The sequence below is a fragment of the Pedococcus ginsenosidimutans genome, from assembly GCF_039544395.1.
Lineage (GTDB): Bacteria > Actinomycetota > Actinomycetes > Actinomycetales > Dermatophilaceae > Pedococcus > Pedococcus ginsenosidimutans.
Map to the genome: position 1 here is coordinate 236,517 of NZ_BAABLO010000012.1, position 23,879 is coordinate 260,395.

Annotated in this window: 26 protein-coding genes and 1 tRNA gene; 18 read left to right on the forward strand and 9 right to left on the reverse strand. The window is 72.4% G+C overall.

Annotation, left to right across the window (positions count from 1 at the left end; translation table 11 throughout):
• Positions 1-18: 18 nt before the first annotated feature.
• The 3 genes from ABEA42_RS15740 to ABEA42_RS15750 are packed head-to-tail and all read right to left on the reverse strand — an operon-like array spanning position 19 to position 2,109.
• Positions 19-897: an SCO1664 family protein gene (locus ABEA42_RS15740; protein WP_345504800.1), complete on the reverse strand. Its 879-nt coding sequence runs from the start codon at positions 895-897 to the stop codon at positions 19-21.
• The gene (locus ABEA42_RS15745; RefSeq protein WP_345504801.1) at positions 825-1,364 is read right to left on the reverse strand and encodes a DUF3090 domain-containing protein; all 540 of its coding nucleotides are present in this window, start codon (positions 1,362-1,364) and stop codon (positions 825-827) included. Before ABEA42_RS15745 ends, ABEA42_RS15740 begins: the two co-directional genes overlap by 73 nt.
• A gap of 10 nt (positions 1,365-1,374) precedes the next feature.
• Entirely contained in the window at positions 1,375-2,109 is a 735-nt protein-coding gene (locus ABEA42_RS15750) for an MSMEG_4193 family putative phosphomutase (protein WP_345504802.1), read from the reverse strand.
• A gap of 59 nt (positions 2,110-2,168) precedes the next feature.
• Here ABEA42_RS15750 and corA point away from each other — a divergent pair, with 59 nt between their 5' ends.
• The gene (gene corA, locus ABEA42_RS15755) at positions 2,169-3,149 is read left to right on the forward strand and encodes a magnesium/cobalt transporter CorA (protein ID WP_345504803.1); all 981 of its coding nucleotides are present in this window, start codon (positions 2,169-2,171) and stop codon (positions 3,147-3,149) included.
• A gap of 136 nt (positions 3,150-3,285) precedes the next feature.
• Positions 3,286-4,398: a phospho-N-acetylmuramoyl-pentapeptide-transferase gene (gene mraY / locus ABEA42_RS15760; RefSeq protein ID WP_345504805.1), complete on the forward strand. Its 1,113-nt coding sequence runs from the start codon at positions 3,286-3,288 to the stop codon at positions 4,396-4,398.
• A gap of 7 nt (positions 4,399-4,405) precedes the next feature.
• Here the strand turns inward: mraY and ABEA42_RS15765 are convergent, their stop codons facing one another.
• Positions 4,406-5,263 carry an undecaprenyl-diphosphate phosphatase gene (locus tag ABEA42_RS15765; protein ID WP_345504807.1) on the reverse strand — a complete coding sequence of 286 codons (858 nt, stop codon included), beginning with the start codon at positions 5,261-5,263 and terminating at the stop codon, positions 4,406-4,408.
• A 75-nt stretch (positions 5,264-5,338) separates the two neighbouring features.
• Positions 5,339-6,397: an LLM class F420-dependent oxidoreductase gene (locus ABEA42_RS15770; protein WP_345504809.1), complete on the reverse strand. Its 1,059-nt coding sequence runs from the start codon at positions 6,395-6,397 to the stop codon at positions 5,339-5,341.
• A gap of 64 nt (positions 6,398-6,461) precedes the next feature.
• Between ABEA42_RS15770 and ABEA42_RS15775 the strand changes: the two genes are divergently transcribed.
• Positions 6,462-7,400 carry an aldo/keto reductase gene (locus ABEA42_RS15775; protein WP_345504811.1) on the forward strand — a complete coding sequence of 313 codons (939 nt, stop codon included), beginning with the start codon at positions 6,462-6,464 and terminating at the stop codon, positions 7,398-7,400.
• 28 nt (positions 7,401-7,428) lie between these two features.
• Here the strand turns inward: ABEA42_RS15775 and ABEA42_RS15780 are convergent, their stop codons facing one another.
• Positions 7,429-7,773, reverse strand: a complete 345-nt coding sequence (locus ABEA42_RS15780) for a hypothetical protein (RefSeq protein ID WP_345504812.1) — start codon at positions 7,771-7,773, stop codon at positions 7,429-7,431.
• Positions 7,774-7,811: 38 nt separating this feature from the next.
• On the opposite strand from ABEA42_RS15780, the gene ABEA42_RS15785 reads away from it, so the two are divergent.
• Positions 7,812-7,997, forward strand: a complete 186-nt coding sequence (locus tag ABEA42_RS15785; RefSeq protein WP_345504814.1) for a DUF5703 family protein — start codon at positions 7,812-7,814, stop codon at positions 7,995-7,997.
• Here ABEA42_RS15785 and ABEA42_RS15790 read toward each other — a convergent pair.
• Both ABEA42_RS15790 and ABEA42_RS15795 read right to left on the reverse strand, forming a co-directional pair.
• Positions 7,972-8,910, reverse strand: a complete 939-nt coding sequence (locus ABEA42_RS15790; RefSeq protein ID WP_345504815.1) for a hypothetical protein — start codon at positions 8,908-8,910, stop codon at positions 7,972-7,974. The genes ABEA42_RS15785 and ABEA42_RS15790 overlap by 26 nt on opposite strands.
• Positions 8,911-9,004: 94 nt before the next feature.
• Positions 9,005-10,366 (reverse strand): M20/M25/M40 family metallo-hydrolase, encoded by a 1,362-nt coding sequence (locus tag ABEA42_RS15795; RefSeq protein WP_345504817.1) that lies wholly within the window; start codon positions 10,364-10,366, stop codon positions 9,005-9,007.
• A 184-nt stretch (positions 10,367-10,550) separates the two neighbouring features.
• On the opposite strand from ABEA42_RS15795, the gene ABEA42_RS15800 reads away from it, so the two are divergent.
• The 7 genes from ABEA42_RS15800 to ABEA42_RS15830 all read left to right on the forward strand — a co-directional run bounded on the left by ABEA42_RS15800 (position 10,551) and on the right by ABEA42_RS15830 (position 17,949).
• Positions 10,551-10,638 (forward strand) — tRNA-Leu (locus ABEA42_RS15800).
• A 255-nt stretch (positions 10,639-10,893) separates the two neighbouring features.
• Complete coding sequence (locus ABEA42_RS15805; RefSeq protein ID WP_345504818.1) at positions 10,894-11,940, forward strand: zinc-dependent alcohol dehydrogenase family protein; 1,047 nt, start codon at positions 10,894-10,896, stop codon at positions 11,938-11,940.
• A 176-nt stretch (positions 11,941-12,116) separates the two neighbouring features.
• A complete protein-coding gene (gene sat, locus ABEA42_RS15810) occupies positions 12,117-13,328 on the forward strand; it encodes a sulfate adenylyltransferase (RefSeq protein ID WP_345504819.1) in 1,212 nt (403 codons plus the stop codon).
• Between the two features lie 263 nt (positions 13,329-13,591).
• Positions 13,592-14,773: a phosphodiester glycosidase family protein gene (locus ABEA42_RS15815; protein WP_345504820.1), complete on the forward strand. Its 1,182-nt coding sequence runs from the start codon at positions 13,592-13,594 to the stop codon at positions 14,771-14,773.
• Between the two features lie 148 nt (positions 14,774-14,921).
• Positions 14,922-15,107 carry a hypothetical protein gene (locus tag ABEA42_RS15820; RefSeq protein WP_345504822.1) on the forward strand — a complete coding sequence of 62 codons (186 nt, stop codon included), beginning with the start codon at positions 14,922-14,924 and terminating at the stop codon, positions 15,105-15,107.
• 108 nt (positions 15,108-15,215) lie between these two features.
• Positions 15,216-16,337, forward strand: coding sequence for an alanine dehydrogenase (gene ald, locus ABEA42_RS15825; protein ID WP_345504824.1), 1,122 nt, complete (start codon positions 15,216-15,218; stop codon positions 16,335-16,337).
• Positions 16,338-16,416: 79 nt separating this feature from the next.
• Entirely contained in the window at positions 16,417-17,949 is a 1,533-nt protein-coding gene (locus tag ABEA42_RS15830; protein ID WP_345504825.1) for an ATP-dependent DNA ligase, read from the forward strand.
• A gap of 3 nt (positions 17,950-17,952) precedes the next feature.
• Here the strand turns inward: ABEA42_RS15830 and ABEA42_RS15835 are convergent, their stop codons facing one another.
• Positions 17,953-18,417 (reverse strand): peroxiredoxin, encoded by a 465-nt coding sequence (locus tag ABEA42_RS15835; RefSeq protein ID WP_345504827.1) that lies wholly within the window; start codon positions 18,415-18,417, stop codon positions 17,953-17,955.
• A 133-nt stretch (positions 18,418-18,550) separates the two neighbouring features.
• Here ABEA42_RS15835 and ABEA42_RS15840 point away from each other — a divergent pair, with 133 nt between their 5' ends.
• The 7 genes from ABEA42_RS15840 (at position 18,551) to ABEA42_RS15870 (ending at position 23,877) form a co-directional block, all read left to right on the forward strand.
• Positions 18,551-19,048 carry a MarR family winged helix-turn-helix transcriptional regulator gene (locus ABEA42_RS15840; protein ID WP_345505042.1) on the forward strand — a complete coding sequence of 166 codons (498 nt, stop codon included), beginning with the start codon at positions 18,551-18,553 and terminating at the stop codon, positions 19,046-19,048.
• 7 nt (positions 19,049-19,055) lie between these two features.
• Positions 19,056-20,276 carry an MFS transporter gene (locus ABEA42_RS15845; protein WP_345504829.1) on the forward strand — a complete coding sequence of 407 codons (1,221 nt, stop codon included), beginning with the start codon at positions 19,056-19,058 and terminating at the stop codon, positions 20,274-20,276.
• 50 nt (positions 20,277-20,326) lie between these two features.
• Positions 20,327-21,094, forward strand: a complete 768-nt coding sequence (locus ABEA42_RS15850) for a HipA family kinase (RefSeq protein ID WP_345504831.1) — start codon at positions 20,327-20,329, stop codon at positions 21,092-21,094.
• A complete protein-coding gene (locus ABEA42_RS15855; protein WP_345504833.1) occupies positions 21,091-21,471 on the forward strand; it encodes a DUF3037 domain-containing protein in 381 nt (126 codons plus the stop codon). The genes ABEA42_RS15850 and ABEA42_RS15855 overlap by 4 nt, the downstream gene beginning before the upstream one ends.
• Before the next feature lie 36 nt (positions 21,472-21,507).
• On the forward strand, positions 21,508-22,056 hold the full coding sequence (locus ABEA42_RS15860) for a YbhB/YbcL family Raf kinase inhibitor-like protein (protein WP_345504835.1): 549 nt from the start codon (positions 21,508-21,510) through the stop codon (positions 22,054-22,056).
• A 91-nt stretch (positions 22,057-22,147) separates the two neighbouring features.
• Entirely contained in the window at positions 22,148-23,056 is a 909-nt protein-coding gene (locus ABEA42_RS15865; RefSeq protein ID WP_345504836.1) for a carbohydrate ABC transporter permease, read from the forward strand.
• Positions 23,053-23,877 carry a carbohydrate ABC transporter permease gene (locus ABEA42_RS15870; RefSeq protein WP_345504838.1) on the forward strand — a complete coding sequence of 275 codons (825 nt, stop codon included), beginning with the start codon at positions 23,053-23,055 and terminating at the stop codon, positions 23,875-23,877. Before ABEA42_RS15865 ends, ABEA42_RS15870 begins: the two co-directional genes overlap by 4 nt.
• Positions 23,878-23,879: the final 2 nt, after the last annotated feature.

Sequence of the window (23,879 nt, forward strand, 5' to 3'; positions counted from 1 at the left end):
GAACTCTACGGTGGCCGGTCAGAGCGGCGGCCACGGGATGGCCGGCCACTGCCCGGAGGGGACGGGGTAGGCCCTGCGGTCGAGCAGCCGGCGGCCGCGGCCGAGGAGCGCGGCGACCTCGCGGAGGGTGAGGAGGGAGTCGAGCTCGGCACGCAGCGACGCCTGCTCGTCCTCGACCTGCTCGACCACGGTCGCGATCCGGGCGAGGTCGTCGTCGGCGATCGGCTCCCCCGCGAAGCCCCAGAGCACCGTACGCAGCTTGGGCTCCTCGTGCAGGCTCACGCCGTGGTCGAAGCCGCGCAGCCTCCCGGCCTCACGCACCAGGTGGGAGCCCTTGCGGTCGGAGTTGTTGATGAGGGCGTCGAAGGCCGCGACGGTCCGGGCGGCCGGGGAGTCCTCGTGGACGACGACGACGGGCTCGCCCAGCTCGTTCTCGCCGCGCAGGACGGGCAGCCAGCCCGACGGGACGTCCCTCGGGCCGACGAGGTCCACCGGGTGCTCCGGCTCGTCGCCGGGGTCACCCACCCAGCGCTGGACCGAGCCGATGCCGTGCGGCCCCGAGCGCAGCACCGTCGGCGGCACGACCTCGAACCCCCCTGCGGCACTGATGAGGTAGGCCGCGACCTCGCGCCCGGCCAGGGTGCCGTCGGGGAAGTCCCACAGCGGCCGCTCCCCCATCACCGGCTTGTAGACCGCGAAGGGACCGCCCTCGCCGGCGCGGACGAGCACCGCGAGGTTGGAAGCGTCAGCGATCCGCCCGAGGACCTCGAGGTCCTCGCGAGTGAGGACCTCGAGCAGGTCGGCGTCGCCGGGCTGGCTCGGGCTCAGCGCTTGTAGCCGTTCGCGCGAGGGCAGATGTGGCCCTCGACCTCGAGCGGACCACCGCAGAACGGGCACGGCGGCCTCCCGGCAGCCACGATCGACTGGGCACGCCGGGCGAACGCCCTGGCGCGGGCCGGGCTGAGGACCACGCGGACCTGGCGCGGCTCGGTGGTGAGCACGTCCGGGTCGAGCGATGCCTCGGGGTCGTCGGGGTCGCGGTCCAGGGCCTCGATGATGATGACCTGCCGGTCCTCGTCCCATGCCAGCGCGAGCGTGTTGACGCGGAACTCGTCCTCGATGGGGGTGTCGAGCGGGGCGTTGTCGACGACCTCGGCCGCGACGTGGTCTGCCCCGGCACCGCCGGCGTAGCTGTCGAGCAGGTCGTTGATGCGCGTCGCGAGGACGTCGACCTGCTGCTTCTCGAGCGACACGCTCGTGAGGCGGCGGCCCTCGCTCGCCTGGAGGAAGAAGGTGCGCTGTCCCGGTGGCCCGACGGTCCCGGCGACGAACCGGTCCGGCGGGTCGAACTCGTGGAGCGACATGGACAAAACTCTAACCGGCTCCGCCGCCGACCTGCGCATCCCCGGTCGGTGCGGCGTCGGTCGCCGTCGGGGTCTCCCCCGCCGGCGGGGCGTCGGCCGGCGGCCGGAACCTGGCCAGGTCCGGGGCCAGCTCGTTGGCGGACAGCAGGAACGTGTGGCGCTCGCCGTAGCGGATGGCGCACACCGACGCGGGGTCGGCGGTGTAGCGCTGGAAGTGCCCGAGGCCGGCACCCGTGGCATCGGCGAGGACCGCCTTGACCAGGTCGCCGTGGCTGACCGCGACCCACACCGCGCCGGGGCCGTGCTCCTCGCGCACCTGCGCGTCGTGGCGCCGTACGGCCTCCACGACGCGGTCGCTCATCTCCTGCAGGCTCTCGGCGGCGTACTCGTCGTGGTCGGGGAAGCGTGCGCTCGCGGGGTCGTCCTGCACGGTCGACCAGAGCGGCTCCTTGGCGAGCTCGCTCAGCTTGCGCCCGCTCCACGCGCCGTACGCACACTCCTGCAGGCCGTCGTCGACGACGACCTCGACCCCGGCCGCGGCAGCCAGCGGCTGGGCCGTCTCGAGGCAGCGCTCGAGCGGGCTGCTCACGACCCGCACCACCTGCGCGCCGGCGAACCGCTCGCCGAGGGCCGCAGCCTGGCCGCGGCCGCGCTCGGTGAGGTGGACGCCGGGGAGCCGGCCGGCGAGGATCCCCTCGCCGTTCGCGCTGGAGTGGCCGTGGCGGACGAGCAGGAGGGTGGGCACGCCCGCACTCTACGGCCGGTCGCTCGCCCCGGCCGCGGGGGACGTGGTGGAGTAGGGCCGTGATCGTCGACCAAGCCATCTACCGGGACGGCATCCGGGAGCCCTGCGGGGACCTCAGCGACGCCCTCGAGGCCCTGCGCACCGGGCAGGACCCGCACGCGTTCCTCTGGATCGGGCTCAAGGACCCGACCGACGCCGAGTTCGACCTCGTCAACGACGAGCTCAAGCTGCACCCGCTCGCCGTCGAGGACGCGGTCAAGGGCAACCAGCGGCCCAAGGTCGAGCTCTACGACAACACGATCTTCGTGGTGCTCAAGACGTTGCGCTACGTCGAGGCGACCAGCGACGTCGAGACGGGCGAGGTCATGCTCTTCGTCGGCGACCGCTTCGTGGTCACCGTCCGCTACGGCGACGCGAGCCCGCTGGCCACGGTGCGCCAGCGGCTCGAGGGCATGCCCCAGCAGCTGCGCCACGGCGAGGTCAGCGTCCTGCACGCCGTCATGGACGCCATCGTCGACAACTACGTCGCCATCGACGCCGAGCTCCAGAACGACCTCGAGGAGATCGAGGCCGCGGTGTTCTCCGGCGCCCGCGACACCGACTCCGGGCAGATCTACCGACTCAAGCGCGAGGTGCTCGAGTTCCGGCGTGCGGCGAACCCGCTCGCCGCGCCGCTGAGCATGCTCCACGACGGCTCGCGGAGCCCGGTCAGCGTCAAGGAGATGCGGCTGCTGTTCCGCGACGTCGCCGACCACCTCCTGCGCGTGATCGACCACGTGGAGTCGTACGACCGCCTGCTCACCGACGTGCTCAACGCGCACCTGGCGCAGATCTCGGTCCAGCAGAACAGCGACATGCGCAAGATCTCGGCCTGGGTCGCCATCGCCGCGGTGCCCACGATGATCGCCGGCATCTACGGCATGAACTTCGACAACATGCCCGAGCTGCGGTGGTCCTACGGCTACCACGTCGTGCTCGGGGTCATGGCCGTGGCCTGCCTGGGCCTGTACCGGGCGTTCCGCCGGTCGGACTGGCTCTAGATCGTCCCCGCGCGCCCGCACCGGCGCGCCCTCCCCCGGCCCCCGCGCCGACGTGGCTATGTTCCATGGCCGGCGGGGGTTCGTGGCGGTTTGTGCCGATGGCCCGCCCTCGGACGCCGAACCAGGGAGACAGTCGATGGTCAACGTGATGCTGGCGGGCGGCATCGCCCTGCTCGTCGCCCTCTTCGGGACACGGCTGGTCATCCGGTTCCTCGTCCGCCGCGGCTACGGCCAGCCGATCCACGACGACCTGACCCTGCACCACGTCAAGCGCGGCAAGCCGACCATGGGTGGCGGCGTGATCATCGTCGCCGCACTCGTCGGCTACCTCGGCTCGCACGGCGTCCTGCGGGTCATGGAGGGCAGCAGGGCCGGAGTGGTGACCCACAGCAGCGTCTCCGTCAGCGCCCTGCTGGTCCTGTTCCTCCTCGTCGGCCTCGGCGTCGTCGGGTTCCTCGACGACTACACCAAGATCCGTGCCGAGCGCAGCCTCGGGCTGACCTCGCGGCAGAAGCTCGCCGGCCAGGCCCTGGTCACCGTCGCCTTCGTGGCCCTGGCCCTGTGGACCCACGACGCCGACGGGAACGCGCCGGCGTCGACCGCGGTCTCGTTCGTGCGCGACACCAGGCTCGACCTCGCCTTCGCCGGGCCGGTGCTCGGCGCCCTGCTGTTCCTCCTGTGGTCCAACCTGCTCATCACCGGCGCCTCCAACGGCGTGAACCTCACCGACGGCCTGGACGGCCTCGCGACCGGGTCCTGCGTCATGGTCTTCGGGGCCTACACGATGATCAGCCTCTGGCAGCACAACGAGAGCTGCTCCGTCTCGCCGGGCCCGCACTGCTACCCCGTCGCGGACGCCCTGGACCTCGCGGTCGTCGCCGCCGCCGTGGCAGGCGCCTGCTTCGGGTTCCTCTGGTGGAACGCCGCCCCCGCGGCGATCATCATGGGCGACACGGGGTCGCTGTCCCTCGGCGCAGCGCTGGCCGGGCTGGCCATCCTCACCCGCACGGAGCTGCTCCTGGGCCTGCTCGGCGGCCTCTTCGTCATCATCACGCTGTCGGTCATCATCCAGGTGGCCAGCTTCCGGCTGGCCGGGAGACGCGTCTTCCGGATCGCCCCGCTGCACCACCACTTCGAGGTGGTCGGCTGGCCCGAGGTCACCATCGTCGTGCGCTTCTGGATCATCGCCGGCATCTGCGTGCTCGCCGGGCTCGGCCTCTTCTACGGCGAGTGGGTCGTCAGCTCCTGAACCCGGCTCAGGTCGCGGTCATCCAGCCTGCAGCGAGCACGACGACGAGCGCCGCACCCAGCGCCACGCGGTACCAGACGAACGCCGTGATCTTGTTGCTGCTGACGAACTTGAGCAGCCACGCGATCGAGGCGTAGGCGACCACGAAGGACACCACGACGCCGACGACCATCTGGCCGACACCGAGCAGCTTGAGGTGGTCCGCCTCGCTCGCCAACTCGAACAGGCCGGCGGCGGTGAGGGCCGGGATCGCCATGAAGAAGGACAGCCGCGTGGCGGTGACACGGTCGATGCCGCGGAACAGCCCGGCGGAGATCGTGGCGCCGGAGCGGGAGACACCCGGCACCAGGGCCACGCACTGGACGAGGCCGATGACGATGCCGTCGCGAAGCGTGACGTCGCCCTCGTGGCGCTCCTCCCCGCGGCGGGCCAGCGCGGCGTGCCGGGTCTCGGCCAGCCACATGACGGCGCTCCAGAGCACCAGCGCGAACGCGACGACCCAGAGGCTGCGCAGCGGACCGCTGATGAGGTCCTTGGCGAGGAAGCCCACGACGGCGACCGGGACGGACCCGACGATGACCGCCCAGGCGAGCTGGTAGTCGTGGTGGGTGCGACCCTGCGCGCTGCGCAGGCCCGCCACCCACGCCACGAGCAGGCGCACGATGTCGCGGCGGAAGTAGAGCAGCGTCGCCACGATGGCCCCGAGCTGGATGACGGCGGTGTACGCCGTGACGCCGGGGTCGTCCACCGTGAGGCCGAGCAGCTTCTCGGTGATGGTCAGGTGCCCGGTGGAGGAGACGGGGAGGAACTCGGTGAGTCCCTCGACGATGCCGAGGATCACGGCGTCGAGGTAGCTGAGGGTCACGGCACTGCTTTCAGGTCGAGGGCGCGAGGTCGGTCGGCCCGGGGCGAGGTGCGCGGGGTGGGGCGAGGCAGCCGGTCAGCCGACAGTCTCGCGCATCACCTCCGCCATGGTCCGGACGACATGCAGGCGCTCGTTGAGGCCACCGGCGAACGGGGCCACCGACAGCGTGCCCACGCCGGCGTCGGCATACCGCCCGATCCTGGCCGCGATGCGCTCCCGGGGCCCGATCAGGGAGGTGGCGTCGATGAGCTCGAAGGGCACCGCGGCGGCGGCGTCGCGGTGCCGGCGCGCGAGGTACAGGTCCTGGACCCGGGCAGCCGCGTCCTCGAAGCCCATCCGGCACGCGAGCTGGTTGTAGAAGTTCTGCTCGCGCGAGCCCATGCCCCCGATGTACAGGGCGGCGTAGGGCCGGACGGCGTCGGCCGCGGCCTCGACGTCGTCGCCGATGACCACGGGCACCGACGGCGCGATGTCGAAGCCGTGGAGCGGGTCGTCCCCGGTCCCACGTCCCGCCCGCCGGCGGCCGGTCGCGACGCTCTCGACCTGCTCGTGGGAGTGCTCCGGGCTGAAGAAGATCGCGTGCCAGCCGTCGGCGACCTCACCGGCGAGCTCGAGGTTCTTCGGGCCGACCGCGGCGAGGTAGATGGGCAGGTCCGGACGGGGCGGGTGGATCGTGAGGCGCAACGCCTTCCCGGGGCCGTCGGGCAGCGGCAGGGTGAAGTGCCTGCCCTGGTAGGAGACCGTCTCCCGGCGCAGGGCCATCCGGACGATGTCGACGTACTCCCGGGTGCGACCGAGCGGAGCGGCGAACCGCACCCCGTGCCAGCCCTCGCTCACCTGCGGTCCGCTGACCCCGAGGCCCAGCCGGAACCTGCCCCCGGACAGGGTGTCCAGCGTCGCGGCCGTCATCGCCGTCATCGCCGGGGTGCGCGCCGGCACCTGCATCACCGCCGCACCGAGGTGGATGCGCTCGGTCAGCGCCCCGATCCACGACAGCACCGTGGGGACATCCGACCCGTACGCCTCGGCCGCCCACGCCACCGCGTAGCCGAGCCGGTCCGCCTCCTGCGCCACCGCCACGTTGTCCTGGTCGACACCCATCCCGAAGTAGCCGAGGTTCACACCGAGTTCCATGGGACGGAGGCTATCGGCGGGCCTGCCCGGTGCGGGGCCGACGCGGCGGCTACGGTACGGGACCATGCGCCAGCGACGAATGGGGAGCTCGGGTCTGACGGTGTCGCGCCTCGGCCTCGGCACGATGACCTGGGGACGGACCACCGACGAGGAGGCGGCGCGTGAGCAGCTGCGCACCTTCGTCGACGCCGGCGGCAACCTCGTCGACACGGCCCACGGCTACTCCGACGGCGCCTCCGAGGAGATCATCGGGCGGCTCATCGAGGACGAGGTGGACCGCGACGACCTCGTCATCTGCACCAAGTCGGGCATCTCGCGCCGCTCGGGCCACCGCGTCGTCGACACCTCGCGCCACAGCCTGCTCAGCCAGCTGGACACCTCCCTCGAGCGCCTGGGCACCGACCACGTCGACCTCTGGCTGGTGCACACCTGGTCAGACGAGGCGCCCCTGACCGAGACGCTGTCAGCGCTCGAGTGGGCGGTCAGCACCGGCCGGGCCCGCTACGTCGGCGTGTCCAACTTCAGTGGCTGGCAGACCGCGCGCGCCCTGTCGCTGCTCGAGCAGGCACGGGTGCCCCTGGTGGCCAACGAGGTCGAGTACTCCCTCGTCAACCGCTCCCCCGAGCCGGACCTCCTCGCGGCCTCGCAGGCCCTGGGCTTCGGGCTGCTCCCCTGGTCGCCGCTCGGCCGCGGCGTGCTCACCGGCAAGTACCGCCACGGCGTACCGGCCGACTCCCGGGCAGCCTCGCGCGACTTCCCCCGGTTCACCGCCCGCTACCTCGACGACCGCAGCACCGGCATCGTGGAGGCCCTGGCCATCGCGGCCAAGGGCCTCGAGGTCACCCCGGCGGAGGTCGCGATCGCCTGGGTGCGCGACCGCCCCGGTGTGGTGGCCCCGGTCATCGGCGCCCGGACCACCGCGCAGCTGCGGACCTCACTGGCCAGCGAGGCCCTCGAGCTCCCCGAGGAGCTCGTGGCAGCCCTCGACGAGGTGTCGGCCTGACCCGAGCCGGGTCGCGTGCGGTGACGGCTCAGCGGCGGTCGTCGTCCTCGTCGCCGTCGTCGTAGTCGGCGTCGTCGAGGCCCGAGTAGACCGCGCCGTCGCCGTCCTCGTCGGAGTGGTCGTCGAGCTCCTCCTCGTCCTCGTCGTCGTCCTCGTCGTCGTCCTCGTCGTCACCGTCGTAGATGTCGAGCGGGGTCATCTCCCCGTAGGCCTGCAGCAGGGTGTCGTCGTACGCGGCGAAGGCGTCCGCGAGGTCGTCGTAGGCGGCGATGACCGTGGGGTCGTCCTCACCGCGCTTGGAGGCCGAGGCCTCGAGGTGCCGCTCGAAGGCGGCCACGAGGTCGGCCAGCGCGCCACGCGGGTCTGCGGTCATGTGGAGACCGTAGCGGGTTCCGGGTACAAATGGCGGTGATGGTTGAGTACGAGTACCGCGTCCTGAGCTTCGCCCGAGGCGACTCCCGGTCCGACATCCGGCGGACCCTCGCCGACCATGCCGAGTACGGGCACTGGGAGCTCCACCGCACCCGCATCTACCTCGGGGGCGTGCAGCGCACCTGGTTGCGCCGCAAGATCATCCGCGTCCCGCGCGCGCACTGAGCGACCGGGCGCGGCGGCTCAGCAGGAGGCCGAGCCACAGCAGGCCGGACCCGACCGCTGCAAGAGGCACGAAGTCGCCGCCGGTGAAGGCCAGCCGACCCGGCAGGGCCGACGCGGCACCGGGCCGGTCGCCGGCCGCGGGTCGCGACGGGCCTGACCCCGCGGGTGCCCCGGCGGGGGTGTGGGACGTGGCCGCACGCGGGCACGGGACGACGAGGCGCTGGAGCGGGACCCCGGCCGCGGTGAGCTCACGGATGACGTCGTGGTCGAGCACCACGAGCGTCGTCTGCAGGGGCACGACCTGGCGCGTCACCCGCACGCAGGCGCCGAGGAGCCCCTGGACGGCGGCGTCCAGCGACGCCACGTGGTCCCCGGCCGGCACCGCACCGGCAGGGCACGGAGCGAGGGCCTGGGGGAACTGCCGGACCAGCGGGGAGGACAGGTCCACGCCCGCGGCGCGCAGGTCGACCTCGACCGCGGGTGACGCCCCCCGGGACGGGATGAGGCAGGCGGTCGCGGCCGGGGTGTCGGCGACGACGCCGTCCCCGGCCGGACGGCTCTGCGCGGAGGTGGCGGAAGGGCTGGTCGCCGAGGACCGCGGCGAGCCCGCACCGCGAGAGCCGCCCGACGCAGTGCTGCCGGACGCAGTGCTGCCGGACGTCGATCCGGCCGCCGGGTGGGAGGGCGTCGTGGTGGAGCCGGACGGGGCGGGCGTGGTCGACCCCGGGACCGGGAGACCCAGAGAGCCCGTGGCACCCGTGACGGTCGACGTCACGCCGCCGACGCCGGTGGCCACCGGTTCGGGCAGCATCAGCGCCTCACACGTCGTAGCGCCCGCGCCCAGGAGGGCGGCGGCGGCCCCGAGGGCGGCGACGAGTCGCAGGGTGGACGTGTGCTGGCGACGCCTGGTCATGGTGGCTCCTTTGCCGGACAGAGGTCGGGGTCCTCTGCCCGGTCAACGACCGCGGAGCGCGGAGGCTACGGGCCGGTACCCAGGCGGTTGCCGGTCAGCAGGTGGCGACGAACCGCTTCAGCACGCGGGCCCCGAACTCCAGCGCCGCCACCGGCACCCGCTCGTCGATGCCGTGGAACATCGGGGCGAAGTCGAGGTCGGCCGGCAGCTGCAGCGGCGCGAACCCGTAGCCGGTGATGCCGAGGGTGCTCAGCGCCTTGTTGTCGGTGCCTCCGGACAGGCAGTAGGGCAGCACCTGTGCACCCGGGTCCTCGGCCAGCAGCGCTGCGGTCATCGCCTCGACGAGCGGGCCCTCGAACGGTGCGTCGAGGGCGATGTCGCGGTGCACCACCTGCACCTCGACGTGCTCCCCCGCGAGCTCGCGGATCGTCGCGAGCAGGTCGTCGTCGTGGCCGGGCAGGAAGCGGCAGTCGAGCGCGGCACTGGCGCTCTGGGGGATGACGTTGTGCTTGTACCCGGCCTCGGCCATCGTGAAGTTGGCGGTGTCCTGCAGCGTGCCGCGCACGAACCCCTGCGCTCCCCCCAGGTGCTCGAGCAGCTCGTCGAGGTCCTCGTCCGACCAGCTCGTCCCGGTGAGGTCGCTGAGCCCGTTGAGCAGCTCGCGCACCGAGGCGATGTACTCGCGCGGCCACTTGTGCGCGTTGATCCGGCTGATCGCCTCGGCGAGGTGGACGATCGCGTTGTCCGGGTTGGGGACCGAGCCGTGGCCGGCGCGACCGGTGGCCACGAGCCGCAGCCAGAGGATGCCCTTCTCCGCGGTCTGCACGAGGTAGGCACGGGTCTCGTCGCCGCCCCGGGTCGGCACCGTCACGCTGTAGCCGCCCACCTCGCTCACCGCCTCGGTGACCCCCTCGAAGAGCTCTGGGTGCGTCTTCACGACGTGGTGGGAACCCTTGACCCCGCCCGCCTCCTCGTCGGCGAAGAACGCGACGACGAGGTCGCGGGGCGGCTTGGCACCGCGCCGGGCGAGGTCGCGGACCACGGCCAGGATCATCGCGTCCATGTCCTTCATGTCGACGGCACCGCGGCCCCAGACGCAGCCGTCACGGAGCTCGGCGCTGAACGGGTCGACCTGCCAGTCCGCCGCGTTGGCGGGCACGACGTCGAGGTGGCCGTGGATGCACAGGGCGGGCCGGTCCCGGTCCTCGCCCTCGAGGCGCACGACGACGCTGGTGCGCCCCGGGTCGCTCTCGACCACCGTCGGGCCCAGCCCCACCTCGCGGAGCTGGGCCACGACGTACTCCGCCGCCTCCCGCTCCCCGGGCCCGCTGCCGTCGCCGTAGTTGGTGCTGTCGATGCGGATGAGGTCGCGGCAGATGCGCACGACCTCGTCGGCGGGCCCGGTGGCCTCGGGGTCGGCGGTGGCGTCCGGCGTGGGGTTGGCGGTGGCGCTCATGGCCTCCACCCTAGGCGCGCCGGCGCTGCGGCGGACGGGTGGCGACGCGTGGGGGCCACCCGTTCCACGGCCCGTTCCGACCCCCCATTTCCTTGCCACAGGGGCGGTTTGGGAGTTGCGGCTCCCGCCGTGTATCGTTCCGGGTCGCAGCAGGCGCTCCTCCCGGAGGCCCGCTGGACACCCTGTCCGGGTGGCGGAATGGCAGACGCGCTAGCTTGAGGTGCTAGTGCCCTTTATCGGGCGTGGGGGTTCAAGTCCCCCTCCGGACACCACACCAGAAGGACCCCGACACACACCGTGTCGGGGTCCTTCTTCGTGTGCGGTTCGCCGGGGCGCTCGCCGTCCGTCAGAGGTCGACGCGGCTCCCCCTCCCGACACCAGTGACGGGGCGTGGCCGACCGAGCGAGGGCCCGAGCGCGGACGGAGATCCCTGCGCCATGCGGGACCAAGGCCTCTCCTGCTCCACGGCGCCGCACGGTGGAGTGATCGCGGGACCTGCAGGGTGCAGGCCGCGAGAGGAGCTCCCCATGCACGCCGTCGTCTACCACGGACCGGGCCGCAAGTCGTGGGAGGAGGTCCCCAAGCCCTCCATCCAGGACGACACGGACGCGGTCGTCAAGGTCGACTCGGTGACCATCTGTGGCACCGACCTGCACATCCTCAAGGGCGACGTCCCGGCAGTGACCGAAGGCCGCATCCTCGGGCACGAGGCAGTGGGCACCGTCGAGTCGGTCGGCTCGGGCGTCAAGAACCTCTCCCCCGGTGACCGCGTGCTCGTCTCCTGCATCACCGCCTGCGGCTCGTGCCGCTTCTGCCGAGAGGCCCGCTACGGCCAGTGCCTCGGCGGCGGTGGCTGGATCCTCGGGCACCTCGTCGACGGGACGCAGGCGGAGTACGTCCGCGTGCCGTTCGCCGACACCTCGACCTTCGCGATCCCTGCCGGCGTCACCGACGAGGAGGTCCTCATGCTCGCCGACATCGGCCCGACCGGCTACGAGGTGGGCGTCCTCAACGGGCACGTGCGCCCCGGCGACGTCGTCGCCGTCGTCGGCGCCGGCCCCATCGGGCTCTCCTCGATCATGGGCGCCAAGCTGTTCAGCCCGGCGCACGTCGTCGCCATCGACCTGGCCGAGTCCCGTCTGGAGGCCGCCAAGCGGGTCGGCGCCGACGTCGTCGTCAACGCGACGCACGACGACGCCCTCGAGGTCGTCCGCGGGCTCACCGACGGCCTGGGCGCCGACGTCGCGATCGAGGCCGTGGGCGTCCCCGGCACGTTCGAGCAGTGCGCCGCCCTCGTGCGGCCGGGCGGCACCGTCGCCAACGTGGGGGTCCACGGCAAGCCGGCAACCCTGCACCTCGAGGACCTGTGGATCAGGGACGTCACCATCACCACGGGCCTGGTCGACACCTACTCGACGCCCACGCTGCTGCGCCTGCTCGCCAGCCGGCAGCTCGACCTGGGGCAGCTCGTGACGCACCGCTTCGGGCTCGGCGACTTCATGCAGGCCTACGAGGTCTTCGCGAACGCCGCCGACACCCAGGCCCTCAAGGTCGTTCTCAGCGCGCGGTCCTGAAGGAGGCCGGACGCCGTCAGGTGCCTCGTCGCCCGCACCCCGAAGCCTGCACCCCGACGCCTGCACCCGTCCGCACCCGACGCCTGCCGGAGGAGCCACTACGTCGGAGGGACGACCTCGGCACCCCGAGACGCCAGCACAATCGAGGCACGGTGGCTCGACGGAGGGGGCAGCAGGTGCAGTCAGAGGGGAAGACCCTGGCACGGCCCCACGGTGGCACCCTCGTCGACCTCGTGGTGGCCCCCGATCGGGCTGCCGAGCTCGAGCGGCGCGCCGTACGGTGGCCTGCGCGGCACCTCACCGAGCGCCAGCGCTGCGACCTCGAGCTGCTGGCCTGCGGGGCGTTCTCGCCGCTGACCACGTTCATGGGCCCCGAGGACCACGACTCGGTGTGCGAGGGCCTCCGGCTCGCGGACGGCACCCTGTGGCCGATGCCGGTGGCGCTCGACGTCGACGAGCAGACTCTCCGCGCCGCGGAGGCCCGCGGCCACCTGGCCCTGCGGGACGCGGACGGCGCCTTGCTCGCCGTCCTCGAACCCCGACGGGCCTGGCGGGTCGACCCCTTGGCGGAGGCCACGGCGGTCTTCGGCACCGACGACACCGCCCACCCGAGCGTCGACGCGCTGGTCCACCGCACCGAGCCCTGGTACGTCACCGGGCCGCTCGAGGTGCTCCCGCGGGCCGTCGCCCCACCCGGGCGGGACGACCAGGACCTGCGGTTCACCCCCGCCGCGCTGCGCCGGCACTTCACCGAGCTCGGCATCACGCGCGTGGTGGCGTTCAACACCCGCAACCCGATGCACCGGGCCCACCACGAGCTCACCGTGCGGGCCGCGCGCGAGACCGGGGCGCACCTGCTCGTCCAGCCCGTGGTCGGGCCCACCAAGCCCGGCGACATCGATGTGCCGACGCGGGTGGCCTGCTACCGCGGCCTCATGCCCAGCTACCCCGCCGGCCAGGCGACCCTGGCCATCCTGCCCCTCGCCATGCGCATGGGCGGGCCGCGCGAGGCGCTGTGGCACGCGATCATCCGGCAGAACTTCGGCGCGTCGCACATGATCATCGGGCGCGACCACGCCGGGCCCGGACCGGACAGCCACGGCCGCCCCTTCTACGGCGCGTACGCCGCGCAGGAGCTCGTCCGGCAGCACCAGCACGAGCTGGAGGTACGGATGGCGTCCTTCCCGCAGCTCGGCTACGTCGAGGACACCGACAGCTACGAACCGGTCGACCAGGTGCCGCCGGGGACGCGGGTCCGGACCGTGTCGGGCACCGAGGTGCGCCAGCGCCTGGCCCGCGGCGAGGCACTGCCCACGTGGTTCACTCCCCCGGCGGTCGCGGCCGTCCTGAGGGACCGGTTCCCCCCGCTCACGGCGGCCAGCGCCTGACCCGACAGCGCCTGACCCCTTCTTGACCCGCCGCTGACCTGCGCTTTGCCGGTGGTTGACCGGCGCCACACCCCCGCCGGGCTGTCCGGTCCGACGTCCCTCGGCCGAACGGTCGCGATGCGGCCTGTCGCCGCCTGGGTGGGGCCGCGCCACCGTACGGTGCCGTCGGACCGCCACCCCCATCACGGTTCACTGCGCCGGCACCCGGATCCGGCGCGCCGGTGGTCTGCCTCCCCGGGCCCGACGCACCCCCCAGGACCACCGTGAACGCATCGACCCTCTCCCGTCGCCTCGCCCCCTCCCTCGTCCCCACCCTCGCCGCCGCGCTCGGGTGCACGCTGCTCGTCAGCGCCCCGCAGACCGCGACAGCGGTGACCTGCAAGGCCACGCCGACCCTGCTGTCCAGGACCCCGAGCACGACCACCCTCACCGGTGGCCTGTCCGTCAAGGTCTGGGACACGGGCGCGACCCCCAGCAACCCGCAGGCGGCCACCCGCATCGCGGTCGTGAAGGTGCCGGCGTCGTCCAGCCTGAACCCCCGCGTCCACGCGTCCTCCACGCTGACCAGCTCGCACATCCCCTCGACCTACCTCAACTACGCCTCGAACGCGGCCGTCATGGTCAACGGCGGGGTCTTCAACCTCACTCGTGGCGCCCTGCCGGACCTCCCGCAGATGACCGCGGGTCGCGTGACCAAGGCCCGCAACGTCCAGGACCCCGTCATCGCGGTCGGTCGCGCGGGCGAGTCCTCGCCGAGCCGGCTGTGGCTCAGCGGGACGGCGACGGCCAGCGGCCGCGGCTACCAGGGGATCTCGGGTCTCAACTGGGAGTACGTCACCGGCGGCATCAACGTCTACACGCCCGCCTGGGGCTCGCAGTCGCGGCCCTACGGCGTCGTCGACATCGTCCTCGTCTCCGGCAAGGTCGCCGGCATCCGCTACGGCGGCTACCGCGGCAAGGCCCCTGCGGCCGGCCAGACGATCCTCACGGCCAACGGCACGGCGGGCACCTGGCTCACCAAGCTCCCCGTCGGCACCCCGGTCTCGGTGAGCTACGCGGCCCACAGCGACGCCAAGTTCATCATCTGGGAGGCCGTGGGCCGGGGGGCGAGGTTCCTCAACGCCGGCGTCAAGAACGGCGGCACCTGCGGCAGCCGCGACGAGGAGCTCCGCCCGCGCACCGCCATCGGCTGGACGAAGACCGGCGACCTGCTCTTCGTCACCGTCTCCGGACGCGCCACGATCAACGGGGTCCGCTACGGCGGCGCGACCATCCACCAGATGGCCGACTACATGCAGCAGCTCGGCTCCTACAACGCCACGAACCTCGACGGTGGCGGCTCGACGACGATGCTGGGACGCCTGCCCTCCGGCACCGTCGTGCGCCTCGACCGCAGCCTCTCCGAGGCCCAGCGCCCCGTGCCGAACGTGTTCAGCGCCGGCTGACCCGCACCGTTCGACACCCGCGCCGAGGGCGGGACCGGGAGATCTCCCGGTCCCGCCCTCGTCCGTTCGGCTGGTATCCGGTGGGCCACGGGGACGACCTGCGGCGCGGCGCCGAATCTGCCTGGCGCCACAGGCCTACCGTCGAATCGTGAACAGCCGCTCGGCCCACCGGTCCTCCTCCACCCACCACCCCCGCGTCCTGCGCTCCCCGCAGGGCGGCTGGGTCTGGGCCTGCTCCTGCGGCGGGGCGTCCTGCCGCACGAGCCGGGACGTGACCCCGTGGCGAGTCGCCCTCATCGGCGCCCTCAACCACTCGGCCGCCATCGCCCCCTGACGCCTCCTGCCCGGGTGGGTGGTTGCTCCCTCCACCATCCAGCGGTTGGCACCGGGCCGTGAGTCCGCCATTGTTCGAGGACCACGCCGAACGATGGAGGAGCGTCACATGAAGGTCGGGATCCCCCGCGAGGTCAAGAACAACGAGTACCGCGTCGCCATCACCCCGTCGGGCGTGCACGAGCTCGTCGTCCACGGCCACGACGTCTACGTCGAGAAGGAGGCCGGCGTCGGCTCCTCGATCCTCGACGCCGACTACGTGGCCGCCGGCGCCACGATCCTCGACACCGCCGACGACGTGTGGGGCACCGGTGACCTGATCCTCAAGGTGAAGGAGCCGATCGAGCCCGAGTACCACCGGATGCGTGAGGGCCAGACGCTCTTCACCTACCTCCACCTCGCCGCGGACCGCGCCCTCACCGAGGAGCTGGTCAAGCGCAAGGTGACCGGCATCGCCTACGAGACCGTCGAGCTCCCGGACCGGTCACTCCCCCTGCTCGCGCCGATGTCCGAGGTCGCCGGGCGTCTCGCCCCACAGGTGGGCGCGCACACCCTCATGCGCGCCCAGGGCGGCCGGGGTGTCCTCATGGGCGGGGTGAGCGGGGTCTACGCCGCCAAGGTCGTCGTCATCGGGGCCGGGGTGTCCGGCATGAACGCCGCCGCCATCGCCCTCGGGATGCAGGCCGAGGTGCTGCTGCTCGACCGCGACATCGCCAAGCTGCGCCACGCCGACGCGATCTACCAGGGCCACTGCCAGACGGTCGCGTCCAACGCCTACGAGGTGGAGCGCGCGATCAGCGACGCCGACCTCGTCATCGGCGCGGTGCTCGTCCCCGGCGCCAAGGCGCCCAAGCTCGTCACCAACGAGCAGGTCTCCCGGATGAAGCCCGGCTCGGTCCTCGTCGACATCTCCATCGACCAGGGGGGATGCTTCGAGGACTCCCGTCCGACGACCCACGCGGACCCCACGTACGAGGTGCACAACTCGGTGTTCTACTGCGTCGCCAACATGCCCGGCGCCGTCCCCCACACGAGCACCTACGCCCTCACCAACGTGACGCTCCCGTACGCGGTGCAGGTCGCCAACCGTGGCTGGCGCGAGGCGCTGCGCGCCAACCGCCCGCTGGCCCTCGGCCTCAACACCCACGACGGCCACGTGACCTACGCCCCGGTCGCCGAGGCGCACGGGCTGGAGTCACGCGACCTCGAGGACGTGCTCGCCGGGTCGTGACGGGGGTAGGACGTCGGGGCGGACGGTCGGGGCACGCTCGTCGGAGGCGCCTGTCGGAGGCGGCGGATAGGTTCGGAGCGTGCTCCTTGCCGACGTCGTCGCCGCCTCCCGCGCCGCCTCCGCCACCCGCTCACGGCTGGCCAAGACGGCCGCGGTCGCGGAAGCCCTGCGTGCCGCCGGCCCGGACGACGCCGCGACGGTGGCGGCCTACCTGTCCGGGGTGCTGCCGCAGCGCCGCATCGGGGTGAGCTGGCGGGGCCTCGCCACCCTGCCGGATGCCGCCGCTGAGCCGACCGCCACAGTGGCGGAGGTCGACCGGGCGCTCACCACGATCGGCGCTGTGAGCGGCTCCGGCTCGGCGGCGGCGCGGGCCACCGCGGTCACCGAGCTGTTCTCACGGCTCACGAGCGACGAGCAGGACTACCTGCGCGCCCTCGTCACCGGCCAGGTCAGGCAGGGCGCGCTCGACGGCGTCATGCTGGCCGCGGTCGCGGCCGCGGCCGACGTGCCCGAGGCGGAGGTGCGGCGCGCGGTCATGCTGGCCGGCCACACCGGTCCGGTCGCGGCTGCCGCCCTGGCCGGCGGCCGCGAGGCGCTCGCGCAGATCGGTCTGGAGGTCGGACGGCCGCTGCGGCCCATGCTCGCCGCGTCGGCACCGGACGTCGACGCCGCCTGGGAGCAGGCCGCGGTGGAGGGCCAGGGCGTCGTGGTCGACGGCAAGCTCGACGGCATCCGGCTGCAGGCACACCGCGACGGCGACGACGTGCGTCTCTTCACGCGCTCCTTGGACGACATCACCGACCGCCTGCCGGAGGTCGTGGAGGCCGTGCTCACGCTGCCCGCCCAGCGGCTCGTCGTCGACGGTGAGGCGATCGCGCTCGACGGCGCGGGTCGCCCGCGCCCGTTCCAGGAGACGGCGTCGAGGACGATGAGCAGCACCGGGGTGGACGAGCTGCGCGCCACCGTCCCGGTCACGCCCTACTTCTTCGACCTGCTCCACGTGGACGGCGAGGACCTCCTCGACCTCCCGGCCACCGAGAGGTTCGCCCGGTTGGCCGACCTCGTGCCGGAGCCCTGGCTGGTGCCGCGGACCACCGCCTCGTCGGCGACGCAGGCCGCCGAGTTCTTCCACCAGCTCGTGGCCGACGGGCACGAGGGTGTCGTCGTGAAGTCCCCCACCGCGCCGTACGCCGCGGGCCGGCGCGGGGCGGGCTGGGTCAAGGTGAAGCCGCGGCACACCCTCGACCTCGTCGTCCTGGCCGTCGAGTGGGGCAGCGGCCGGCGCGAGGGCTGGTTGTCCAACATCCACCTCGGGGCCCGCGACCCGGGCACCGGCGACTTCGTGATGTTGGGCAAGACGTTCAAGGGCATGACCGACGAGGTCCTGGCCTGGCAGACGGCTCGGTTCCTGGAGCTCGAGACGAGCCGCAAGGGCCACGTCGTCCACGTCCGTCCCGAGCAGGTCGTCGAGATCGCCTTCGACGGCATCCAGACGTCCTCGCGCTACCCCGGCGGGATGGCGCTGCGGTTCGCCCGGGTCATCCGCTACCGCGACGACAAGACGGCAGCCGAGGCCGACACGGTCGACACCGTCAGGTCGCTGCGCGGCTGAGGGTCAGCGCGCGACCGGCGCGCCGAGCGCCTTGAGCGCCGCGTCGGCATGGCGGTCCATGCTCCACTCGCTCTGGACGACCTCGGTGATGCGGCGGTCGGGGGCGATCACGAACGTCGCCCGCTTTACCGGTGTGAGGTACTTGCGGCGGACGCCGTACGCCGTCGCCACGGCACCGTCAGCGTCGGACAGCAGGGGCATCCCCAGCGACTCCTTGCCGTCGAACCGTGCCTGGGCCTCGACGCTGTCCATGCTGATGCCGACCGGCTGGGCGCCGACCGCGGCGAGCTCGGCGCGCAGGTCGCGGAAGTGGCAGGCCTCCTTGGTGCAGCCGGCACTGAGCGCCGCCGGGTAGAAGAAGAGCACCACGCTGCCCTCCTCCAGCAGGGCGGTGAGGCTCCGCATGCAGCCGGTCTGGTCGGGCAGGGCGAACTCGGGTGCGAGGTCTCCGGGGCGGAGCGACTTCATGGGTGCCTCCTGCTGGCAAGGGTGTGGGCGCGCGACGGCGGAGCCGCGTGACGGTCTCACCACACCTTCGGGGCGGAGGAGGCGCCGGATTGGTTTATATAGCCAACCTATGTAATATGGAGCCGTGCAGAACATGGAGACGAGGGAGGCGGTCGCCAACGACCTGCTGCGAGCTGCCGCCCGGCTGTCGCGATGGGCCTCCCGGCTCGCCTCCTTCGACGTGCCGTTCGCCCAGGCCCGGCTGCTGGCCCTGCTCGACGAGCTGGGCCCCGCGCGGGTCAGCGTCCTCGCCGAGGCCGACCACTGCAGCCAGCCCACGATGACGACGGCGCTGCAACGCCTGGAGTCCGCCGGCTGGGCGCAGCGCGTGCCCGACCCGAGCGACGCGCGGGCGAGCCTGCTGTCCCTCACCCCGGCGGGACGCGACACCCTCGAGGCGATCCGCGACGCCCGGGCCGCAGTCCTCTCCCCCACGCTCGCCGGCCTGGACGAGGACGAGGTCGAGCGGCTGCGTGACGCCGCCGCCGTCGTGGAAGGCCTGCTCCAGCGGGTCGCCCCTCCGTCGCAGGCACCCACCCCGCAGACCACCCCACAGACCACCCCCAGCACCCCCACCCGAAAGGACGTCTGAGCTCCTCATGTGGCGCCAACCCAAGACCGTCTGGTCCGTCGCCTTCGCCTGTGTCATCGCCTTCATGGGCATCGGCCTCGTCGACCCCATCCTCAAGCCCATCGCCGACGACCTCGGCGCGAGCGCGTCCCAGGTGTCACTGCTCTTCACGAGCTACATGGCCGTGATGGGCGTCGCGATGCTCATCACCGGTTGGGTGTCCAGCCGGGCCGGCGCCAAGCGGACGCTCCTGCTCGGACTGCTCGTCATCATCGTCGGCGCGGGCCTCGCCGGTGCCCAGGACTCCGTGGGCGGCATCGTGGCGTTCCGCGCGGTGTGGGGCCTCGGCAACGCGCTGTTCATCGCCACCGCCCTGGCCACCATCGTCAGCGCGGCCCGCGGTTCGGTCGGCCAGGCGATCATCCTGTACGAGGCCGCCCTCGGTGTCGGCATCGCCGCCGGCCCCCTGCTCGGTGGCTGGCTCGGCGGGCACTCCTGGCGCTGGCCGTTCTGGGGCGTCTCGGCACTCATGCTCATCGCCTTCGTCGCCATCATCGCGACCCTGCCCGCGACCCCGCCCACCGGCCGGCGCAGCAGCATCAGCGCCCCGTTGCGGGCCCTGTCCCACCGCGGGCTGCTGACCGTCGGGCTCACCGCACTGCTCTACAACTTCGGCTTCTTCACGCTCCTGGCGTTCACGCCGTTCCCGCTGGCCATGGGCGCCCACCAGGTCGGCCTGATCTTCTTCGGCTGGGGCCTGCTGCTCGCCTTCACCTCGGTGGTCGTCGCCCCCCGCCTGCAGCGCCGCTTCGGCACGCTGCCGGGCATCATCGGCGCCCTGCTCGGGTTCGCCGTCATCCTCGCGGTGATGGCCATCGGCACCGAGCACAAGCCCGTGCTCGTCGTGGGCGTCATCCTCGCCGGTGCGTTCCTGGGCATCAACAACACCCTCATCACCGAGACCGTCATGAAGGTGTCCCCCGTGGAGCGCGGCGTGGCGTCCGCGGCCTACAGCTTCGTCCGGTTCGGCGGTGGCGCGATCGCGCCGTACCTCGCGGGCAAGCTGGGCGAGCGGTCGGTGCACGTGCCCTTCTGGGTCGGTTCGGGCGCCGTGGTGCTGGCCGTCCTGGTCCTGCTCACTGCCCGCCGCGAGGTCCAGGCGACCGACACGGAGCACGGCCACGGCACGCAGGCCACCACCGAGGAGCGCGACCTCGAGGCCGAGGCCGTCACCGTCGGGGACGCCTGACCGACACCGCCTCACCCGCAACCGCTGCACCGCCCCCTAGGCTGGCGCGCGTGCTCGAGCAGATCACGGCGACCCGGTACGTGACCCCCCTCAAGGAGGGCGGGTCACTTCCCGGCATCGTCGAGGCCGACGACCTCGGCACCTACGTCCTCAAGTTCCGCGGTGCCGGCCAGGGGCTCAAGGTGCTCGTCGCCGAGGTCCTCGTCGGCGAGTTGGCCAGGGGGCTCGGGCTCGACGTGCCCCGGCTGGCGGTGGTCGACCTACAGGCGCCCATCGCCAAGTACGAAGCGGACGAGGAGGTCCAGGACCTGCTCACCGCGAGCCTCGGCCACAACCTCGGCATCGACTTCCTGCCCGGCTCCTTCGGGTACGACGGGTCGCGGCCGCCAGCGGCGGACGTCGCCGCCGACATCCTGTGGCTCGACGCGCTCACCGCCAACGTGGACCGCACGTGGAGCAACCCCAACCTGCTGGTGTGGCACCGCAGGCCCTGGCTCATCGACCACGGCGCGGCGCTCTACTTCCACCACGGCTGGCCGAGCCGCGGGGCCGATGCGGAGCGGTTCGCCGCCCAGCGCTTCGACGCCAGTACCCACGTGCTGCGCGACGTCGCCTCCTCCCCGGCGGCGGCGCACGAGCGGCTCGCCCCCGCGCTCACGACCGAGCTGCTCGACCGGGTCACCGCCCTGGTGCCGGACGAGTGGCTCGAGCCCGCTCCGGGCCTGGAGTCATCCGAGAGCCTGCGCACCGCCTACCGCGAGCACCTGCAGGCCCGCGTCGCCAACCCGGCCGCCTGGCTGCCCGAGGACGCCTCGTGACGCGCCACGGCTACCAGTACGTCACCCTGCGCTGCGTACCCCGCGTGGAGCGGGAGGAGTTCGTCAACGTCGGCGTCGTCCTCTACTCCCAGGGCGCAGACTTCCTCGAGGCGGCCTACCGCGTCGACGAGGACCGGCTGCGCGCCCTGTTCCGCGGCCTCGACGCCGGTGCCGTGGCCGACGCCCTGGAGACCATCTGCCAGGTCTGCCGTGGCGTGACCGGTGGCGGCCTGCCCACCCTCGGCGGCCTCGGTCGCAGGTTCGGGTGGCTCAGCGCGCCGCGCAGCACGGTGATCCAGCCCGGGCCGGTCCACGGCGGGCTCACCGACGACCCGGCGTCCACGATGCAGGCCCTGCTCGACCGCCTCGTCGACTGAGTGGTCGCGGCGCGCCGGCCGGGTTAGGTTCACGGCATGAGTCTCGAGCGCCCACTGGCCCCCAACCCGTACGACCTGCTCCCCGAGGTCCCGCCGCTCACCGTCACGAGCACCTCCTTCGAGGACGGCGACGCGCTGCCACAGGCCCACGTCTTCGACGACTGGGGCTTCACCGGCGGCAACACCTCCCCACAGCTCTCGTGGTCCCCGGGCCCGGAGGGCACGAAGTCCTACGTCGTCACGTGCTTCGACCCGGACGCCCCGACGCCCTCGGGGTTCTGGCACTGGGTGGTCGTGGGCATCCCCGCCGACGTCACCGAGCTCGCCGAGGGCGCGGGGGCCGAGGGCGGCTCGAACCTGCCCGAGGGCGCGTTCCACGTCACGACCGACTACGGCACCAAGGCCTTCGGCGGTGCTGCGCCGCCGGAGGGCGACCGCCCGCACCGCTACCTGTTCGCCGTGAGCGCCCTGGACACCGACGACCTCGGCATCGACGACTCGGTCAGCCCCGCGGTCGCGGCGTTCAACACGGGCTTCCACACGCTCGCCCGCGGGGTGCTCACCGGCATCTACCAGAACTCATAGGGGCGCCCAGAACGGTCGCAGCCGCATATTCTGTGCAGAAACACGCCATACCAGCGGTAGATAGTTGCAAGGGGGCTTATAGGGTCACGGCATGACCGTTCCCGCCACCGGAGCCGGGGCCGCCGGACGCAGGGGGGCCTGGGTGGCGCTGGCCTACCTCGTCCCCGCCCTGGTCGTCTTCGGCGTCTTCGTCTTCTGGCCGCTCGTGAAGTCGGTGCTGCTGTCGGTCCAGGGCACCGACATCCTGGGCAACCCCAGCGGCTACGTCGGCTTCGTCAACTACTCCAAGCTCTTCTCGGACCCTGACTTCCTCACGGTGCTGTGGGTGACCTTCGCGTTCACCGTCCTGACCGTCCTGCCGAGCATCGCCATCGCCCTGTTCATCGCGCTGCTGCTGCAGACCCGCATCCGGGGAGTGCGCTTCTTCCGCACGGCGTTCGCCCTGCCCTTCGCGTTCTCCGTGGCCACGGCGTCGGTGATCTTCGGCGTCCTGTTCAACCCCGCCTCGGGTGTCCTGAACGGGCTGCTCTCCCACCTCGGCGTTGGCAAGGTCCAGTGGCTCACCAACCCCGACCTCGCCCTCTGGTCGGTGTCGGGCGCGACCGTGTGGATGCAGATCGGCTACAACCTGCTCGTCATCTCCGCGGGACTCGGCGCCCTCCCCGAGGACGTGCTCGAGGCGGCCCGGCTCGACGGTGCGTCGGGAATGCGGCTGCAGCGCTCGATCGTCATGCCGCTGATTACTCCCCAGCTGTTCTTCCTGGTGGTGGTCGGCACGATCCACTCGCTGCAGAGCTTCGGCCAGATCCGTATCCTCACCGTCGGCGGCCCCGAGGGACGCACGACCACGCTCGTCTACTCGATCTACGAGCAGGCGTTCGCCAACAACAACTCCAACTACGGCTACGCCTCGGCGCAGGCGATGGTGCTGCTGCTCATCGTGCTCATCATCACCGCGGTCCAGTTCGGCGTCCTCGAGCGGCGGGTGTTCTACCGGTGAGGTCACGACGCGGCGGCAACCTGGTCACCTACCTCGTCCTGGGCGTGGTCTTCCTCGTCGTGCTGTTCCCGGTCTACTACGGCCTGGTCGGCTCGTTCATGGGAGAGCGCGACACCAACAGCTTCCCGCCGGCCCTGTGGCCGACGCACGGGCTGCACCCCGACAACTACTCGAGCGCCCTACGGATCATCCCGCTCGGCAGCCAGTACCTCACCAGCGTCGGGCAGACCCTAGGCATCATGGTGGGCCAGCTGGTGACGAGCATCCTCGCGGCCTACGCGTTCGTGTTCCTGCCGCTGCGCTGGCGCGGGTTCTGGTTCGCGGTGTTCCTGTCCACGATGATGATCCCGTTCGAGTCGATCATCATCCCCAACTACCTGCTGATCTCCAGCCTGGGGCTCAAGGACACCATCGCCGGGCTGACACTGCCCTTCCTCGCAACGGGATTCGGCACCTTCCTGCTGCGCCAGTCCTTCCTCTCCTTCCCCATGGAGCTCCGTGACGCGGCACGGGTCGACGGCGCCGGGCACTTCCGGTTCCTCTTCTCGATCCTCGTGCCGCTGAGCCGCCCGAGCCTCGCCGCGCTCGGCATCTGGTCGGCCCTGTCCGCGTGGAACATGTACTTCTGGCCGCTGCTGGCCACCGAGGACCCGAGGCACCAGACCATCCAGATCGGCATCAGCCAGCTGCAGTCGTCCGACGGCGACTCCCCCGGCATGGTCCTGGCCGGCGTGATGCTCGCCCTCTTCCCCACCTTGCTGCTCGTCATCTTCGGGCAGCGGTTCATCGTCCGTGGGCTCACCACGGGTGCGGTCAAGTGACA

Bases quoted from the DNA above. Each gene is read 5' to 3' on its own strand.
- ABEA42_RS15780 (WP_345504812.1), bottom strand. From the start codon at position 7,773: ATGACCGCAGACCCGCGTGGCGCGCTGGCCGACCTCGTGGCCGCCTTC.
- ABEA42_RS15840 (WP_345505042.1), top strand. From the start codon at position 18,551: ATGGAGACGAGGGAGGCGGTCGCCAACGACCTGCTGCGAGCTGCCGCC.
- ABEA42_RS15845 (WP_345504829.1), top strand. From the start codon at position 19,056: ATGTGGCGCCAACCCAAGACCGTCTGGTCCGTCGCCTTCGCCTGTGTC.
- ABEA42_RS15770 (WP_345504809.1), bottom strand. From the start codon at position 6,397: ATGGAACTCGGTGTGAACCTCGGCTACTTCGGGATGGGTGTCGACCAG.
- ald (WP_345504824.1), top strand. From the start codon at position 15,216: ATGAAGGTCGGGATCCCCCGCGAGGTCAAGAACAACGAGTACCGCGTC.
- ABEA42_RS15790 (WP_345504815.1), bottom strand. From the start codon at position 8,910: ATGACCAGGCGTCGCCAGCACACGTCCACCCTGCGACTCGTCGCCGCC.
- ABEA42_RS15860 (WP_345504835.1), top strand. From the start codon at position 21,508: ATGAGTCTCGAGCGCCCACTGGCCCCCAACCCGTACGACCTGCTCCCC.
- ABEA42_RS15775 (WP_345504811.1), top strand. From the start codon at position 6,462: ATGCGCCAGCGACGAATGGGGAGCTCGGGTCTGACGGTGTCGCGCCTC.
- ABEA42_RS15785 (WP_345504814.1), top strand. From the start codon at position 7,812: ATGGTTGAGTACGAGTACCGCGTCCTGAGCTTCGCCCGAGGCGACTCC.
- ABEA42_RS15835 (WP_345504827.1), bottom strand. From the start codon at position 18,417: ATGAAGTCGCTCCGCCCCGGAGACCTCGCACCCGAGTTCGCCCTGCCC.
- ABEA42_RS15865 (WP_345504836.1), top strand. From the start codon at position 22,148: ATGACCGTTCCCGCCACCGGAGCCGGGGCCGCCGGACGCAGGGGGGCC.
- mraY (WP_345504805.1), top strand. From the start codon at position 3,286: ATGGTCAACGTGATGCTGGCGGGCGGCATCGCCCTGCTCGTCGCCCTC.
- ABEA42_RS15795 (WP_345504817.1), bottom strand. From the start codon at position 10,366: ATGAGCGCCACCGCCAACCCCACGCCGGACGCCACCGCCGACCCCGAG.
- ABEA42_RS15745 (WP_345504801.1), bottom strand. From the start codon at position 1,364: ATGTCGCTCCACGAGTTCGACCCGCCGGACCGGTTCGTCGCCGGGACC.
- ABEA42_RS15805 (WP_345504818.1), top strand. From the start codon at position 10,894: ATGCACGCCGTCGTCTACCACGGACCGGGCCGCAAGTCGTGGGAGGAG.